Annotated in this window: 16 protein-coding genes; 11 read left to right on the top strand and 5 right to left on the bottom strand. The window is 67.6% G+C overall.

Going from position 1 to position 15,839, the window contains the following annotated elements; translation table 11 throughout:
- Positions 1–159 precede the first annotated feature (159 nt).
- From Amac_RS11845 to Amac_RS11835, 3 genes are read left to right on the top strand one after another with little or no spacing between them, the layout of a single operon-like run.
- Positions 160–1,260, top strand: coding sequence for an LLM class flavin-dependent oxidoreductase (locus Amac_RS11845; RefSeq protein ID WP_155354397.1), 1,101 nt, complete (start codon positions 160–162; stop codon positions 1,258–1,260).
- Positions 1,257–1,805, top strand: a complete 549-nt coding sequence (locus Amac_RS11840; RefSeq protein ID WP_155354396.1) for a carboxymuconolactone decarboxylase family protein — start codon at positions 1,257–1,259, stop codon at positions 1,803–1,805. The genes Amac_RS11845 and Amac_RS11840 overlap by 4 nt, the downstream gene beginning before the upstream one ends.
- A 14-nt stretch (positions 1,806–1,819) precedes the next feature.
- The gene (locus Amac_RS11835) at positions 1,820–2,500 is read left to right on the top strand and encodes an alpha/beta fold hydrolase (protein ID WP_170322444.1); all 681 of its coding nucleotides are present in this window, start codon (positions 1,820–1,822) and stop codon (positions 2,498–2,500) included.
- Here the strand turns inward: Amac_RS11835 and Amac_RS11830 are convergent.
- A complete protein-coding gene (locus tag Amac_RS11830) occupies positions 2,447–3,769 on the bottom strand; it encodes a PucR family transcriptional regulator (protein WP_155354394.1) in 1,323 nt (440 codons plus the stop codon). The genes Amac_RS11835 and Amac_RS11830 overlap by 54 nt on opposite strands.
- Positions 3,770–3,808: 39 nt before the next feature.
- Positions 3,809–4,801 (bottom strand): Gfo/Idh/MocA family protein, encoded by a 993-nt coding sequence (locus tag Amac_RS11825; RefSeq protein WP_155354393.1) that lies wholly within the window; start codon positions 4,799–4,801, stop codon positions 3,809–3,811.
- Positions 4,802–5,017: 216 nt separating this feature from the next.
- On the opposite strand from Amac_RS11825, the gene Amac_RS11820 reads away from it, so the two are divergent.
- Entirely contained in the window at positions 5,018–6,154 is a 1,137-nt protein-coding gene (locus Amac_RS11820; RefSeq protein WP_155354392.1) for a flavin reductase, read from the top strand.
- Between the two features lie 248 nt (positions 6,155–6,402).
- Positions 6,403–7,524 (top strand): AbrB family transcriptional regulator, encoded by a 1,122-nt coding sequence (locus Amac_RS11815; RefSeq protein ID WP_218041026.1) that lies wholly within the window; start codon positions 6,403–6,405, stop codon positions 7,522–7,524.
- Here Amac_RS11815 and Amac_RS11810 read toward each other — a convergent pair.
- Both Amac_RS11810 and Amac_RS11805 read right to left on the bottom strand, forming a co-directional pair.
- Positions 7,490–7,861, bottom strand: a complete 372-nt coding sequence (locus tag Amac_RS11810) for a hypothetical protein (RefSeq protein WP_155354391.1) — start codon at positions 7,859–7,861, stop codon at positions 7,490–7,492. The genes Amac_RS11815 and Amac_RS11810 overlap by 35 nt on opposite strands.
- Before the next feature lie 142 nt (positions 7,862–8,003).
- Positions 8,004–9,197, bottom strand: coding sequence for an epoxide hydrolase family protein (locus Amac_RS11805; RefSeq protein WP_155354390.1), 1,194 nt, complete (start codon positions 9,195–9,197; stop codon positions 8,004–8,006).
- Between the two features lie 63 nt (positions 9,198–9,260).
- Between Amac_RS11805 and Amac_RS11800 the strand changes: the two genes are divergently transcribed.
- Positions 9,261–10,226: a helix-turn-helix transcriptional regulator gene (locus Amac_RS11800; RefSeq protein ID WP_155354389.1), complete on the top strand. Its 966-nt coding sequence runs from the start codon at positions 9,261–9,263 to the stop codon at positions 10,224–10,226.
- Positions 10,227–10,289: 63 nt separating this feature from the next.
- On the opposite strand, the gene Amac_RS11795 is transcribed toward Amac_RS11800, so the two are convergent.
- Positions 10,290–10,709 carry a hypothetical protein gene (locus Amac_RS11795; RefSeq protein ID WP_155352125.1) on the bottom strand — a complete coding sequence of 140 codons (420 nt, stop codon included), beginning with the start codon at positions 10,707–10,709 and terminating at the stop codon, positions 10,290–10,292.
- Between the two features lie 227 nt (positions 10,710–10,936).
- Here Amac_RS11795 and Amac_RS11790 point away from each other — a divergent pair, with 227 nt between their 5' ends.
- From Amac_RS11790 to Amac_RS11770, 5 genes are all read left to right on the top strand, one after another.
- Positions 10,937–11,665, top strand: coding sequence for a helix-turn-helix domain-containing protein (locus tag Amac_RS11790; RefSeq protein ID WP_155354388.1), 729 nt, complete (start codon positions 10,937–10,939; stop codon positions 11,663–11,665).
- 108 nt (positions 11,666–11,773) lie between these two features.
- Positions 11,774–12,301 carry a cysteine hydrolase family protein gene (locus tag Amac_RS11785; protein WP_155354387.1) on the top strand — a complete coding sequence of 176 codons (528 nt, stop codon included), beginning with the start codon at positions 11,774–11,776 and terminating at the stop codon, positions 12,299–12,301.
- Complete coding sequence (locus Amac_RS11780; RefSeq protein WP_155354386.1) at positions 12,298–13,203, top strand: GlxA family transcriptional regulator; 906 nt, start codon at positions 12,298–12,300, stop codon at positions 13,201–13,203. Before Amac_RS11785 ends, Amac_RS11780 begins: the two co-directional genes overlap by 4 nt.
- A 404-nt stretch (positions 13,204–13,607) precedes the next feature.
- The gene (locus tag Amac_RS11775; protein ID WP_307729721.1) at positions 13,608–14,669 is read left to right on the top strand and encodes a multicopper oxidase domain-containing protein; all 1,062 of its coding nucleotides are present in this window, start codon (positions 13,608–13,610) and stop codon (positions 14,667–14,669) included.
- 1 nt (position 14,670) lies between these two features.
- Positions 14,671–15,819, top strand: coding sequence for a ZIP family metal transporter (locus Amac_RS11770; protein WP_155354384.1), 1,149 nt, complete (start codon positions 14,671–14,673; stop codon positions 15,817–15,819).
- The last annotated feature ends 20 nt before the right edge of the window (positions 15,820–15,839 follow it).

Raw genomic sequence — 15,839 nt, 5'->3', positions numbered from 1 at the left:
CCTGGGGTGATCGTCTGATGTTGTGAAATTGTTGCTAGTTGGGGGCTAATGACGCCTCTCGTCACCTCCGGGGGGTGGAATTCACAGGCGTCGCCACTGTGTGCGTACGAGCTGCCGCGTTGACTCTGACTTTGCGCAGACGCAGACAAGGGAGACGCGATGAGACTCGGCTATTTCTCGATGCCGCTGCACCCGCTCGGCCGGACCTGGCGCGAGACGCTGACCGAGGACAGGGACGCGGTCATCCTCGCCGACCGGCTGGGATTCCACGACGCGTTCATCGGGGAGCATCTCACCGACCGGCACGAGAACATCACCAGCAGCCTGCTGTTCCTGGCGACGCTGATCTCCGACACCGAGCAGATCCGGCTGGCCACGGGGACCACCAACCTGTCCCATCAGCATCCGGTGCTGGTGGCGGCGCACTCCGCGATGTTCGACCATCTGGCGGGCGGGCGGTTCATTCTGGGTGTCAGTCCGGGGGCGTTGCCGTCGGACGCCGAGGTGCTGGGCATTCTGGCGGAGGATCGCAATCAGATCTTCGCGGAGGCGATCGATGTCATCACCGCTATCTGGGAGTCGGAGCCGCCGTACGGGATCGATCTGCCGGGGAACAGGTTCGCGGTGACCACGGAGTCCACCATGGATCTGGAGTTGGGGGTCGGCGTGCTGCCGAAGCCGCTGCAGGTGCCGCGTCCGGAGATTGTGGGGACGGTTGTCGCGCCGTACTCGAAGGGGGTCATCGCGATGGGGCAGCGGGACTTCCATCCGTTGTCGGCCAACTTCCTGCTGGGGCAGTGGGTGGCGACCCATTGGCCCAACTACGTGCAGGGCAAGGAGGCTGCCGGAGCGTCGGCGGATGTGGCCGACTGGCGGATCGCTCGTACGATCTTCGTCGCGGACGATCCGAAGGTGGCGGAGAGCTATGGGCGGGCGGACGTGGGCAGCCCGTATCGCTTCTACTACTCGCAGATGCTCACCAAGATGCGGAAGATCGGGCGATTGGGCCTGTTCAAGTCCGATCGCGACCAGCCGGACGACGAGATCACGCTCGATTACGTGCTGGACCGGCTGGTCATCACTGGCACGCCGGAATCGGTCGCCGAGCAGATCCTCGCCTTCCGGGCCGAGACCGGGGACTTCGGCGAGCTGGTCTACGCCGGGCTCGACTGGGTGGAACCGCGGCTGGCCCGGCGCTCCATGGAGCTGATGGCGCAGAAGGTCATGCCGGCGGTCAACGCCGCGATCGGGACCCGATGAGTGACCGCTTGCCGCTCCCGGCGGAACTGACCGCCGCGCAGCGTGACGCCGTGGACCGCATCACGGCGGGGCCGCGTGGTGAGATCTCCGGTCCCTTCGTCCCGCTGTTGCGCAGCCCTGAGTTGATGACGCGACTGCAACTGGTCGGGGAGCACATCCGGTTCGGCGGCGTCCTGGACGACGATCTCCGGGAACTGGTGATCCTCACCGTGGCCCGGCATTGGGACCAGGGTTATGAGTGGGCTTTCCATCACCCGATCGCGGTCGCGAAGGGTGTCCCGCTGGAGGTCATCGAGAGCGTCGGCCAAGGCAATCGTCCGCACACGGGCAGGCCGGAGCTGTGCCTGGTGTGGGACCTGGTCGATGAGCTCCAGCGAACCGGGGGAGTCGGTGATGAGGTGTACACGGCAGCGGTCAAGGCGCTGGGGGAAGAACAGGTCGTCGCGGCGGTGGCCACTGCGGGCTACTACACCACCCTGGCGATGGTCATGAACGTCGCGCGAACCCCACCACCGCCGGGCGGCGCGCGCCTGCCCAGCCGGTGAGCGGGGCCCGGCGGGTGCTTCTGCTGCATCCACTCGGTGCCGATGGCCGGTTCTGGGACGACGTGCTGCCCCACCTCGACGGCATCGAGACAATCACCCCCGATCTGCCGGGCCACGGGGCTGCTCCCTGCCTGCCCGCCGGAGCCGGGATCGGCGACTTCGCCGACGCCGTGGCTGGGGAGCGTGCCCACGTGGTCGGTCTGTCACTCGGTGGTCTGATCGCGCAGGAACTCGCGGCCAGGCGCCCTGACCTGGTCGACCGCCTCGTCCTGGTCGCTTCCGTCGCCGTCTACCCGGAGCCGATGCGGGAGATGTGGCGGCACCGGGCGCGGGTCGCCCGCGAGGGCGCCCTGGCCGAGCTGGCCGAGCCGATGGCGGACATGTGGTTCACCGAGCCGTCTCGCCCGACGCCCGCGCGGATTCGCGAGCGGTTCGTGGCGATGGACCCCGAAGGCTACGCGCGCGCGTGCGAGGCACTGGAAACCGCGGACACCACCCGGCTCGCTCCCGCGATCAGCTCGCCGACACTGATCGCCTGTGGTTCGTCCGACTTGCCGCCCTTCATCCAGGCCGCGCACTGGCTGCACGAGCACATCGCGGAATCGGAACTGACCTGGCTGACCGGCAAACACGCCGCGGCCTTAGAGCGACCTGCCGAGTTTGCCGCCGCCCTGCGGAGTTTCCTGGCGCGCTGAGTCGTCACCCAGCAGGCGTACCAGCCGGATCGCCACCTGCAGTTCGGTGCGGCGGTCCTGCAGCGAATGGCCGAGCAGCTGCTCGGCCTTCTGCAGCCGGTTGCGCACGGTGTGCTCGTGCAGTTGCAGATGCTCGGCCGCGGCCACGTGACTGCCGAACCGGAACGAGGCCTCCAGCGTCTCGCGCAGCCGGATCGCCTCGGTGGTGTTCACGGCCAGCGCGCCCAGTTCGCTGTCGACGAAGGTCCGGGCCAGCGCGTCGTTCTGGAGCAGCAGGACCTCCAGACCGGCGTCGGCGTACCTGATCACCGGTGGCGCGTTCAGCGGCCCCCACGCGGCCCGGACCCGCTCCACCTCCTCGGCCTGCCGCAGCGCGGCACGGAACCCGTCCATGCCCTGCTGCGGATCACTGACCGACGCCGTCACGCCGACCTCCGCCAGGACCCGGCACAGCTCGCTCAGACCGGGCACCCCCCACGGCTCCAACCGGCACAGCCACACGACCGTGCTGCTCAGCGCGAGCGGGTACGACATCGTCTGGTACGCCTTCGCCGTCATTCGCAAGCCGTCGGCGAGCTGCGTCGCGGCCCCCTCGGTCATGGCCGGCAGCAGCACGGCGACATGGTGACCATCGATCTGGTAGGCCAGGATCGCCATGTCGGACGCGGTCAGCCTGGCCTCCTCCCCGCGCAGGATGTCCCGCACCAGGTTCTGCCGCACGTGCGCGCGCGAGCGGCTGAGCGCCTCGTAGTCACGGGTGTAGGTCTCGGCGACCTGCGAGGCGACATGATCCTGGTAGGTCAGGATGACCCGGGTGAGGTGCGCCAGCGCGTCGGCCGCCGCGTCCCTGTCGAGATCCTCCCGCTCGATCCGCCGCCGCAGATGCGCGGTCCACATCTCCCACTGGGTGAGAAAACTCACCCGGTACGAGCGCTGCATGGACTTCTGCGGAATGCGCAGCTGCGCCTGGACGGTCGCGAAGGACAGCACCTGATCCAGCCGCACATCCTCCAGCTCCACCCGCCCCGCGAGCACGTCCCGCAGCGCGTACGCATTCTGGGCGACGCTGGCGCGAAGCCGTTCCAGGAACGCCTCGTCGCGGCGGTGGCTGGTGAACACGACCGTGCTGCACCGTTCGACGACCACGTCCACCATCGTCGGCACGTCGAAGTCGATCGCGGAATCACGCACCGACATCGGCAGCGGCCGGCTGTCGAAGATGCCGTCACGCGGCTCGGTGATGCGGTTCACCAGCACGTCGTCTCCCATCGTAGGAACTCTAGGGCGGACGCGGTCGGCCGTACATCGTCAGCCCACCGGCTCGACTCGACCTGATCTGGCCGACCGGGTGATGGCCTCGAAGGTCCGTACGTTCGAGAGCATCTCGTCGAAAGTGACCGGATAGCTGGTTTCGCCCGATGCGGCGCGGGCGAACTGCTCGATGTTGTCGCGCACCGACGGGTGTGGCGGGTAGAAGGTGGAGATCGGGTCCTCGCCGCGCTGTACGGTCGTCACGTCCCAGCCGCGCGGCAGTTCCGGGTGGTTCCGGTCGCGGATCTCCACCCACCCCCGCGAGCCGAGCACGGTGACCCGCCCGGCGAACGGGGTGGTGAGGATCGCGGTGATCAACGCTGTCTGGCCGTGCTCGAACCCGATGGTCACGGTGAGCGTGTCGCCGTTGGCGAACGCGGTGGCGAGGGTCGACAGCCGGGCCCAGACCTCGACCGGGCGGCCGAACAAGGCGATCGCGAGATCGACCAGGTGGATGCCGGTCGCCGACAGCGGTCCCACCGGTGCGTCGGTGTCGGACAGGCGCCAGTTGTCCGGGGGCAGGGTGAGGAACTTGTCCTGGCTGAAGTTGCCCTCGAACACCAGGGGCGTACCCAGATCTCCGGCTCGGCACTGGTCACGCAGGCGCATGACCGCCGGCTCGAACCGGCGCTCGTGGCCGATGCCGAGCTGGACCCCGGCGGCGGCCACGGCCTCGATGGCCGTCCTCGCCTCGGCGCTCGTCGTCGTGAGGGGCTTCTCGCAGAAGACGTGTTTGCCCATTTTCGCCGCGGCGACGATCTGCTCGGCGTGGAACTTGTGCGGGGTGCACAGGATCACCGCGTCCAGCGAGCCGTCCCCCAGCGCGTGCTCGAACGAGTCGGCGGTCCGGACGCCCTGCGCCTCGGCCAGCTCGCGGCCGTCCTGGCTGGGGTCGATGCCCAGACCCACCTGGACGTGCGCGCTGTGCCGGAGGTCGTGGATGATTTTCTGGCCCCACCAGCCGAGGCCGACGACTGCTGCCCTGATCACCTGCGCAGTCAATCGCGTGCCCGGGCCGGACGCGGTGGTCAGCGGCGTGATTTTTCCGCCTTTAGTTGCCGGATCCCGTCATTTCCGCACGGCGTAACGTCCTCCGGCACCGGGCTTGCGGCAATTTCACGGTGAGCGCCACTGTGGTGCACTCCCCGCCCTCTGTTCAATGAGCCCATGACTCGGGGCATCAGCGAACTCCACGGAGGTGGGGGCATGGAACAGGTCTCGGAGGGAGTCGACGCCCTGCTGTTCCGCCACGTCGTCGGCCACCTCGCCAGCGGCGTGACCGTGCTGACGACGGCCCACGGCCACCAGCGTTTCGGCATGACGGCCAGTTCCGTGACATCCCTGTCCGTGAACCCGCCCACCATGCTGGCCTGCGTCAACAACGCCGTCCCCACGGCGGCGGCGGTGGCCCGCGCCGGGAAGTACGTGGTCAACGTGCTGGGGGAGGACCAAGGCCGGCTGGCCCATCAGTTCGCCATGCCGGACGACGACAAGTTCCGCGACGTTCGCGTCCACACCGGAAAGCTGGGCCTGCCCGTGCTGAGCGACGCGCTGGCGCACCTCGAATGCGAGGTGACCGAGCAGGTCGACGGCGGCACCCATTCGGTCTTCATCGGCCGCGTCCGCTCGGCCGTCGCCGGCCAGGGCCAGCCGCTGACCTACTTCCGCGGCGACTTCGGCCGCTTCGAGTTCGCCCGCGACGACCGGGTGTACAAGAAGGCCAGGCATCAGGTGCTCAGCCGGGTCTACCTGGCCAACGAGGTCATCCTGCTGGAGGATCTCGCCGGTGAACTGGGCGTGGATCAGTCGTCGGCCTTCTACGCCCTGACCCGCCTGGCCGCCGACGGCCTCGTTAGCCGCGACCCCGACCGCGGCTATGTCGTCGCCCAGTTCGACGTGGCCACCTCCGACGCGACGTTCGACGCCCGGCTCGCCATCGAACTCGGCGTGATCGAACTGAGCGTCGGCCAGGCGTCCCCCGCCGAACTGGCCGAACTCCGCGCCAGGTTCGAGCGGATGGCGGTCCTGCTGGTGGGCGACCGGTTCGTGGATTTCGACGACTATCTCGACGCCAATTACGCCTTTCATGAATGGCTGGTGGGCTTGGCGCACAATCCACTGCTGACGGCGACTTTCGGCGGGCTCAGCATCAAAAGCGTGATGACCCGGAGTTTCGGGTCCACGCCGATGACCTCGCAGAAGTTCATCGACGTGCAACGTGAGCTCACCGAGGCGTTCGAACGCGCTGACCGGCGTGCCGCCCGCGAGTCCGCGCGCGCCTACTGCACCCTGGCCAAGCAGCGGGTACGGGAGATCCTCGCCCACACGGGCGGACGCCTCTGACCTAGCACTGCCCGGGCGGTGATACGTTGAATGGAAATTGGCCATTTAGCTGATCGTTGGGCCTATTTGACCATTCTTGCGCGCTTTCGCGCCGGAGGGATTGGATCCGGGTTGGTGGGTGCGGGTATTGCTCGCTCCCGTCGCGAGTAGCGCGCTCGTTCGCCATCATGATCTTGATTGTTGCCATATACCTGACCTTCATGACGAGCAACCATCGCGGGGGGCGGTAGGGCTTGGAAGCGTCATCTGTGCGGTCAGTCCGCGGCATCAGGCGGGCCGGCAAGGTCGCCGCGTGGCTGGTGATCTTGCCGGTCATGGGGATGGCCGGTGAGCTGGGCGAGCCGGCTGTGCCATCGCCGCACATGCTGATTCCGCTCGTGCTCGGGCTGCTGATCGCCCTGACCGGGCTGGTACGCCACCAGCCGCCCGCCATGCTCAACCGCGGCTCGCAGGTGCTGCTCGGCGTGCTGATGGGGAGCTACCTGGACCTGCCCGCGCTGAGCCACGTGGCCGGCTCGATCGCGCCGCTGGCCGTGGTGACCCTGGCCACGCTCCTGCTCTGCCAGGTGGCCGCGTTCGCCATGGTCCGTTTCGGTGGATTGGACCGTGCCACGGCCACCCTCGGCATGATCGCCGGAGGATCGGCCGCCGCGGTCGCGTCCGCAGAAGACCTCAAGGCCGACGGGCGCATGGTGGCGTTCATGCAGTACCTGCGGCTGGGCTTCGTCGTGGCCAGCACGCCGCTGCTGCTGAGCTTCATCGCGCTCCCACCGGCGGCGATAGGAGGCGCCGGTGCTCCTGATGGCGGTCCCTGGCACCTGGTCAGCGGTCCTGACCAGGTACGCGGGCTGATCGTTCTCGCGGTTGTCGCAGGGGTCGGCATGCTGCTGGGCCCCCGGCTCAGGCTGCCTAGCCCAGCCATGATGGGCCCCATGCTGGTGTCTGGCGTCGTCACCGCGACCGGCCTCGCGCCGGGATTCGCGCCCAGCGGGATCCTGCGGACCCTGCTGTTCACCATGATCGGACTCGACGTGGGCCTGCGGTTCTCCCGGCGGACCATGGGCCACCTACGCCGGATCCTGCCCGCGGCGCTGGCCTGCACCCTGGCCATCAGCGCCGGGTGCGGAGCCCTGGCATGGATACTCTCCGTCCTCACTCACATCCCGTTCGGCGACACCTTTCTCGCCACCACACCCGGCGGGATCAACGCGGTCCTGGCGACGGCCACCTCCACCCACGCGAACCTGCCCCTGATCTCCAGCGTGCAGAGCCTGCGACTCTTCGAGATGGCCTTCCTGGCACCCATTCTGATCCGCTTGACCACAGCGCGGACGGTCAGGAGTGGACGGCGCGGATCTCCGTCACCGTGAACTCCTCGACGATGTGGCGGTTCTGCAGGAGGAAACCCACCATCGCGGCCACCGCTTCCGCGCCCAGGGCGGTCCGCACCTGACCGCTCAGGATGTAGACCAAAGGCGTTGAAGGCTGGTCGAGGGTGAAGCGGCGGCCGTGGCGGTGGACGTCCTGCAGGGCTCTGATCGGGATCGGCCACACCGTGGTGAACCACACCGCGACATCCCACAGCGGCAGCGCCGGATCGGCGTCGGCCGAGGCCTGGTAGCAGGGGACGCAGCCGTGCCGGGCGTGCTGGGCGTGCGGGCAGGTCCACTGCCGGACATCGGCGGGGCTCTGGGGCTGGTTGCTCAAGATCGCCGCCTCCGTCACGCGGCGACGCACGGGCCGAGTCGGTTCCGGAGGCAGGTAATCGCTGACTATGATCGGATCCTTTCGCGCCCACGTTACGCCGGGTCCGAGCTTAGTCGCGCGCGAGCACCCTACGACCAGCCTCTCAGCGCAGCTTGCCGAAGAATTCGCGCACGTCGGCGATCAGCAGGTCGGGTGCCTCCATGGCGAGGAAGTGGCCGCCGCGGTCGAGTTCCGTCCAACGTACGACATTGTGGTCGCGTTCCGCCCAGCGGCGGATGGTCACGTCGTGGACGGAGACGAGCACTCCGGTTGGCACCGTTCCGCGCTGAGGCGTCCAGCCGGCCGCGTCTTCGGTCGAGTCGGTGCCCTCGCTCCAGTCGGTGGTCTCGGTCCAGGTGTTGGCGGAGATCTCTTCGTAGTAGATCTGTGCGGCGGATCCGGTCGTGCCGGTCAGCCAGTACAGCGAGACGTCGGTCAGGATGCGGTCGCGGTCGATGCTGTCCTCGGGCAGGCCGTCTTCCGGGTCGGTGAGTTCCTTGAATTTCTCCACGATCCAGGCAAGTTGGCCGACGGGCGAGTCGTGCAGGCCGTATGTCACCGTTTGCGGTCGTTTGGAGTTGCACTGGAGGTAGCCGTCGTTGAAGTTCTGCATCGCCCGCCAGCGCCGTTGCTCGACCTCGGTCAGGCCGTCCATTTCGCCTTCCGCCCCGATGGGGAAGGTGAGCAGGGCGTTGACGTGGATGCCGGTGATGTGGTCGGGGTCGTGTTTGCCCATGTGGGGGGCGACCCATGCGCCGGTGTCGTAGCCCTGGACGCCGTACCGGTCGTAGCCGAGCAGGGACATCAGCTGGGTGAGCACCTCGGCCATTCGCGCGGTGCCCATGCCCGGACCGGCCAGCGGTGTGGAGAATCCGAAACCGGGCAATGACGGGATCACCAGGTGGAATGCGGGGGCCGGGTCGTTGCGGGGATTCGACAGCGGGCCGATGACGTCGAGGAAGTCCACGACTCCGCCCGGCCAGCCGTGCAGCAGCATCAGGGGGGTGGCGTCCGGCTCGGGTGAGCGTACATGTAGGAAATGGATGTTCTGCCCGTCGATGGTGGTGACGTACTGCGGGTGCTGGTTGAGCGCCGCCTCGTGCGCGCGCCAGTCGTAGCCGGTGCGCCAGTATTCGGCGAGATTCTTCAGGTATTCCAGCGGTACGCCCCTGCTCCAGCCGACACCGGGCAGTTCGTCCGGCCAGCGGGTGTTGGCCAGGCGCGCGCTCAGATCGTCGAGTTGAGCTTGCGGGATATCGAGGCGGAAAGGGCGAATGTCCTGCTGGGTGGTCGTCATGAACGCGACGTTATGAGCCGCTTAGGTAAGGATCGGTCCTAAGGGTCCGGCATTCTTGGCGGCATGGTGGAAACCTCCGCGCGGCTGCTGAAACTGCTGTCGCTCCTGCAGACCCATCGCGACTGGTCCGGCGCCGAGCTCGCCGAGCGGCTGAGCGTCACCACGCGGACGATCCGCAGGGATGTGGAGCGACTGCGCGAACTCGGCTATCCGGTGCACGCCACCCAGGGCACCGCCGGTTACCGGCTGGGGGCGGGCGCGTCGCTGCCGCCGCTGCTGCTCGACGACGACGAGGCGGTCGCGGTGGCGGTCGGGCTGCGTACGGCGGCGGGCGGTTCGGTCACCGGGATCGAGGAGACCTCGCTACGTGCCCTCACCAAACTGGAGCAAGTGCTGCCATCCCGGTTGCGGCATCAGGTGAACACGCTGCACATGGCGACCGTCCGGGTCGGCCGCACCGGGCCCACCGTGAGCCCGGACACGCTGATGGCCATCGCCGCTGCCTGCCGCCGCCATGAACGCCTGCGTTTCGACTACACCAGCCCCCGTGGCGGCGACACGATTCGTTCCGTCGAGCCGCACAGCCTGGTCAGTTTCGACCGGCACTGGTATCTGGTCGCCTGGGACATCGACCGCGAGGACTGGCGCACCTTCCGGGCGGACCGGCTCCGGCCGCGTACGCCTACCGGCCCCAGGTTCGCGCCCAGACAGCCACCCGACGGCGACGTCGCGACCTACCTGGCGCACCGGCTGTCATCGCGGGCGTGGTCGGTTCAGGCGACCGTCACCCTGCACGAATCCGCCGAAACCGTCGCTCAACGGATCTGGCCGGGGATGGGCGTGGTCGAGGCAGTGGACGATCACAGCTGCCTGTTGTATGTCGGTGCCGATACCCCATGGGCACTGGTCTGGATGATCACCTCGGTGGACACCGACTTCACCCTCACCAGCGGCCCACCCGCTCTCGCCGACGCCCTCCAAGCCCAGGCCACTCGCTGCCGGCGCGCCATCCAGAAGTTCATCCGCTAGAGGTGATCAAACGCGGCGAGGGCCGCTGCCGGCAGCGGCCCTCGTGTCACGTGTTCATGGTGATCAGTCGGTGTCCTTGTACCAGCCCGTGCAGAAGCTCGCCCCGTTGAAGCGAGCGCACGCTCGCATGTGGTTGCCGAGGTTGTTCAGGTCGTTCGAGAACTGGGAGTTGAACGGGCCGCACTGCGTCCAGTTCTTGCCCCCGTCGTACGAACGGTCCACCCACGTCTGGTCCCCGGACCGGTAGTTGCTTCTGATGGCGGCGAATGAGTGATCGCTGAGTCGCTGGTTCACCAGAGCGATCTTGATGGTACGGCCGCCGTGGGTCACGGTCAGGGTCTTGACGTCGTGATCGGCGATGCCGTTTCCGGGCCAGCTTCCGCAGTTGGTGTCTGCGGAGGCCGACGTCCCCGTGAGGAGGACGAGAGGGAGGGCGAGCAGTCCTGCGCTGATAACGGCCCCCGCGTGCCGGCGTAGGTTCATTGCGCGTTCTCTCTTTCTGGTTGACGTGCTGACAGAGATCCGGTCGTGCGTCGTTCGGCACCGCTCTTTCGTTCCACCCGGGCGCTTACGGTGCCGAGTCAGCGACGACATTGACGGTGATCATCATGATCCGCAAGGGATTAGAGTGAAATGGGATGCTGGGATGGTTTCAGCCCATGTGACCTGCGAACTCTGTTGACCTGCTGGGATATGACTGGGATGGACTCATGACGCTGTCCGCGGAAGCGGATGAACTGGCCGCGCGGCTTCGTGCCCTCAAGGAGCGTGCCGGGGTCAGCTTCGAGGAGCTCGCCGGACGTACCGGGATCAGCCGGTCGAGCCTGCACCGTTATGCGGCCGGGACGAAGATCCCGGCGGACTTCGCGGTGGTGCACACCTTCGCGAAGGGGTGTGGTGCGAGCGGCGAGGAGACCCGCGATCTGCACCGGCTGTGGGTGCTCGCCGACGCCGCCCGGAGGGGCGAGTCATCGCCGCCTCTCGATGAGCCGGAGGAACCGCGGCGCGAGCGCGGCCGTACACCGTGGATCATCACGATCGCCGCGTCGGCCGCCGCCGTGGCGTCAGCGGCCGTCGCGCTCGTGCTGGTGTTCCGCGAGGACGAGCCGGCGGGGTTCGCGAAGACGGTTCCGGTCAAGGTGTTCAATGTGGAGGTTCCCTGCCAGAACCGCACCGACCGGCCGCCGGCGTGCAGCATGGGCCTGGCTATCGACCCCCGCGCGAAATACGACGCCAACAACGTCGTGAGTCACCGGGTGTGGCACAACGACGTGCTGGCGTCCGACTGCGTCCTGTACGACGGCGACCTCGTCAGCGACGAGACCGGCGTTTTCACCAAGCGGTGGTATCGGGTGCGGCTCGACGACGTGCCCGGCGGAGTGGCCTGGCTGCCTGCGGTTCGTACCCAGGATTACCCGAAGATTCCGACCTGCGCCTGAACCGGCGGCGCCGCGCAGCCGGTCGTCCCAGGTGGATGACCGGATCGTTCCGGTAACGGGCTGGATCGGGCCTGTTCTGGAGGTGGTTGCGCTGGTCAGACTGATGGTATGAACCGAGCTCTGATTGTGATCGATGTCCAGGAGTCCTTCCGGGCGCAGCCGAACTGGGCGCAGATAGGGAACCCGAAGATCGCCGAACCGGTCAACCGGCTGGTGCGTGCCGCTCGGGCCAAGGGGGATCTTGTGGTCTGGGTGCTGCACTCCGAACCCGGCAGCGGCGGTGCGTTCGATCCTGCCAACGGGCACGTTCGGCTGATGGACGAGGTGGGGCCGCCGCTGCCGGAAGAGCCGACGCTGCGCAAGACCTCGCACAATGCTTTCACCACCACCAACCTGCAGCAGTTGCTCACTGAGGCGGGGGTGCGCGAGGTGGTGCTGTGTGGGATCCGGACCGAGCAGTGCGTGGAGACCACGGCCAGGATCGGTAGCGATCTCGGATATCAGGTGCTCTTCGTCACCGATGCCACCACGACCGGGCCGGTTGGCGGGTTCAGCGTGGAGGAGATCACCGCGCGGACCGAGGCGGTGCTTCGGGATAGGTTCGCCGCGATTGTCAGCGTGGCTGAACTGGAATGAGCCAAGTCGTTTTCGTGCTCCTGCCGGGGGTGCATCTGCTGGATCTGGCCGGGCCCGCGCAGGCTTTTCATTCCGCTGCCATGCTAGGGCAGCCGTACCGGCTGTGTTACGTGGCCGAGCGGGAGCAGGTGCCCAGCGCGCAGGGGTTGCCGCTGGCGGCGGAGACGCGATGGCCCGAGTTGGGGCGGGATGACCTGGTCGTGGTGCCGGGGTGGCGAGGGCCGACGCTTCGGGGTGGGCCGCGCCCGCGGGCGGAAGATCTGGCGCGTTTGCGGGCGCATCATGCCGCTGGGGGTACGGTGGCCAGCGTGTGCGCCGGAGCGGAGGCGCTCGGCCAGGCGGGGCTGCTGGACGGTCGCCGGTGCACCACCCACCACGATCTCCAGGATGAGCTGGCGGCCCGCTACCCACGCGCCACGGTGGTCCGCGACGTCCTGTTCACCGTCGACGACCGGGTGGTGACCTCGGCCGGCATCGCCAGCGGCATCGACCTGGCCCTGCACCTTTTGTCGGTACGGCACGGGCCCGCGGTCGCCGCCAAGGTCGCCCGTGACATGGTCGTCTACGCTCGTCGCAACGGGCACGAACCCCAGGCGAGCGCCATGCTCCGGTATCGCTCCCACGTGGACGACACCGTGCACCGCGTCCAGGATCTGATCGACAGCAGGTTCGCGGAGCCGCTGCCGCTGGCGTATCTGGCCGCGCGCGCCGGTGTCAGCGAGCGCACCCTGACCCGCGCGTTCACCCGCGCCACCGGCGGGCTCACCCCGTTGCGCTACCAGCAGGCCCTTCGCCTGGAGCGGGCTCAGCATCTGATCAGCCATGGGACCGTGGTCGAGTCCGCGGCCCGGGAGGTCGGGTTCGAGGACGCCCGCATGCTGCGCCGGCTGCGCGCGCGTTGACCGTGATCACCAGGCATCCACCGGGGTCGGCGGCAGTTGGACGCTGTCGCAGCCTTCGACGATGAATCTGGGGGCCTGCTCCAATGTCGTCGAGGGTTGTCCGGTGATTTCCACGCACACTTGACCTAGCGACGCCGAAGAGTGCCAGCGGCCAATTCCGGTGCGCCGACAGCGCGGCGACCGGACGCAGCGCCGACGGCAACTGTCCTGTCTGCGCACAGGGCGGCAACGCAGCTCAGTCCCTGTCGGTGCTAAATGGGATATTCACGGATTTGTCGACTCGCATGCTGTGCCAGTAGGAATCGCGCTCGATTCCCTCGCAAACGAATCCCGATTTATGTCAGCATAATCGGGCAAACGTGGATCTAATTTGCGCATTGAAATAGCGGCTTTGGCCACTTACCGTGTTTCGTGTGTCAGACATCTCTCGACGTAGCGCAATTGTCGCACTGGTTCCCTCCGTCGGTGCCGCTGTGGCGCACCTGACCGGAAGGCCGGCGATCCCCTCCTCCGATCCAGGTGGCCACCAGCATGGTCCGGCACACACGGCAGGGTCCGCGCACGCCGGCTTCCGGTCGGGGACCCATGTGGACAACGGCAAGAACGGGTTTCACCCGACGACGCTCATCAGGGATTTCGACCGGGGAAAAACCTCTCTCCTCGCCGACGGGAGAACACTTCGAGAATGGACCCTGGTGGCCCGGGAAAAGGAAATCGAGGTGGCTCCTGGAGTCACCTTTCCCGCCTGGACCTACAATGGCAGGATTCCCGGGCCCACGCTTCGCGCGACCGAAGGTGAGCGCCTGCGAATCACCCTGGTCAACCATTCGGCGCACGCGCACACGATTCACTTTCACGGCCTGCACGCGGCCCAGGTCGACGGGACCGCGGGAATAGGCCTGAGCCTGGTCCAGCCGGGCGGCCAGACGGTATACGAGTTCGACGCGGAGCCGTTCGGCCTGCACCTGTACCACTGCCACGTGACCCCGCTCGCCCACCACATCGCCAAAGGCTTATACGGCGTCTTCCTCATCGACCCGAAGGAAGCACGCCCCGAGGCCGACGAACTCGTGATGGTCATGAACGGCTTCGACACCAATTTCGACCGCGCGAACGAGCTGTACGCGGTCAACACCATCCCCTTCGTCTACATGAGCGACCCGGTGCGGGTGACCGTCGGCGAGCTGGTACGGATCTACCTGGTCAACGTCCTCGAATACGACCTCGTCAACTCCTTCCACGTCCACGGAAACTTCTTCGACTGGTATCCCACCGGCACGTCCATGAGCCCGGCGGAGCACACCGACACGGTGATGTTGTGCCAGGGTCAGCGCGGAATCCTCGAAATCACGTTCCCCCGCGAAGGCCGCTTCATGTTCCACGCACACCAGTCGGAGTTCGCCGAGCTCGGCTGGATGGGCTTCTTCGAGGCCGGTTGTGGCCCCGCCTGCGAAAAGAGCGGTTGATATGGAGAGCCGCCTGAACACATGGGTGCTCGGCCTTCTGCCGTTGTGCGTCATCGCCGTGGCGGTGGTGGGCTTCGCCGTACTCGACGGGCCTGGCCTGACCGCGCGCAACGGTCCTCCGGCTGAGGAACTCGTCGTGGAGCGGACGGTACTCGGCGCGGGTTCCATCGAATTGGTCGTGCGCAACGCGGGCCCCGATCCGGTCACGCTCGCCCAGGTCGCGGTCAATGACGCGTTCGCCGACTTTCGGATGAGCGAACCGGAGATCGGCCGTCTCGGCTCGGCCAACGTGCGGATCACCTATCCATGGGTCGACGGAGAGGCCTACGAGGTGGCGCTTCTCACCTCTACCGGCGGAATCGTCGCCCACGAGATCCCCGTGGCCGTGCTGACGCCGGACCCATCTGGATTTATCGGCCTGATGGCGCTCTTGGGGACATATGTCGGTGTGATCCCCGTAGCCATAGGAATGCTCTGGCTCCCCTGGCTGCGGCGGGTGCCTCCGGGCTGGATCCGGGCCCTGATGGCGCTGACCATCGGGCTGCTCGCCTGGCTGGCCATCGACGCGGCACTCGAAGGAATGGAGGTCGCCAACGCCGGCGCGGGCGCGCTCGGTGGCGCCGGACTTGTCGGGATCGGTGCCATCGCCGCCTACCTGGTGCTGTCCGGCGTGCAGAACTGGATGTCCGCACGACCAGGACAAACAGGCGGCTATCGCCTGTCGCTGCTGGTGTCCGTCGGCATCGGCCTGCACAACCTCGGTGAAGGACTCGCGATCGGCTCGGCCTACGCCGTCGGCGCGCTCGCCCTGGGCGCGACGCTGGTCGCGGGCTTCGCCATCCACAACACCACCGAGGGCCTCGCCATCGTCGCACCCGTCAGCGAAGAGCGCACCACACCGTTCCGGCTGATCTTCCTGGGCCTCGTCGCCGGCGGCCCCGCCATCCTCGGCGCCTGGCTCGGCGCCGCCACGACACAGCCCGCGCTCGCCGCGCTGCTACTCGGCCTCGGCGTCGGCGCGATCGCGCAGGTCATCCTCCAGCTCACCCCGTCGGTACGCGACGGCGGGGGACGGTTCCTGCATCCCGTCAGCATCACCGGCATCCTCACCGGAATGCTCCTGATGTACGCCACCGGACTCCTGACCTGAACGAGAAACCCCGGGCCGCT

It is taken from the genome of Acrocarpospora macrocephala (assembly GCF_009687865.1).
Lineage (GTDB): Bacteria > Actinomycetota > Actinomycetes > Streptosporangiales > Streptosporangiaceae > Acrocarpospora > Acrocarpospora macrocephala.
This window is presented reverse-complemented; position numbering and strand designations above follow the sequence as displayed.

Bases quoted from the DNA above. Each gene is read 5' to 3' on its own strand.
- Amac_RS11830 (WP_155354394.1), bottom strand. From the start codon at position 3,769: ATGGGAGACGACGTGCTGGTGAACCGCATCACCGAGCCGCGTGACGGC.
- Amac_RS11805 (WP_155354390.1), bottom strand. From the start codon at position 9,197: ATGACGACCACCCAGCAGGACATTCGCCCTTTCCGCCTCGATATCCCG.
- Amac_RS11820 (WP_155354392.1), top strand. From the start codon at position 5,018: ATGGAACAGGTCTCGGAGGGAGTCGACGCCCTGCTGTTCCGCCACGTC.
- Amac_RS11790 (WP_155354388.1), top strand. From the start codon at position 10,937: ATGACGCTGTCCGCGGAAGCGGATGAACTGGCCGCGCGGCTTCGTGCC.
- Amac_RS11845 (WP_155354397.1), top strand. From the start codon at position 160: ATGAGACTCGGCTATTTCTCGATGCCGCTGCACCCGCTCGGCCGGACC.
- Amac_RS11840 (WP_155354396.1), top strand. From the start codon at position 1,257: ATGAGTGACCGCTTGCCGCTCCCGGCGGAACTGACCGCCGCGCAGCGT.
- Amac_RS11770 (WP_155354384.1), top strand. From the start codon at position 14,671: ATGGAGAGCCGCCTGAACACATGGGTGCTCGGCCTTCTGCCGTTGTGC.
- Amac_RS11795 (WP_155352125.1), bottom strand. From the start codon at position 10,709: ATGAACCTACGCCGGCACGCGGGGGCCGTTATCAGCGCAGGACTGCTC.
- Amac_RS11780 (WP_155354386.1), top strand. From the start codon at position 12,298: ATGAGCCAAGTCGTTTTCGTGCTCCTGCCGGGGGTGCATCTGCTGGAT.
- Amac_RS11785 (WP_155354387.1), top strand. From the start codon at position 11,774: ATGAACCGAGCTCTGATTGTGATCGATGTCCAGGAGTCCTTCCGGGCG.
- Amac_RS11800 (WP_155354389.1), top strand. From the start codon at position 9,261: ATGGTGGAAACCTCCGCGCGGCTGCTGAAACTGCTGTCGCTCCTGCAG.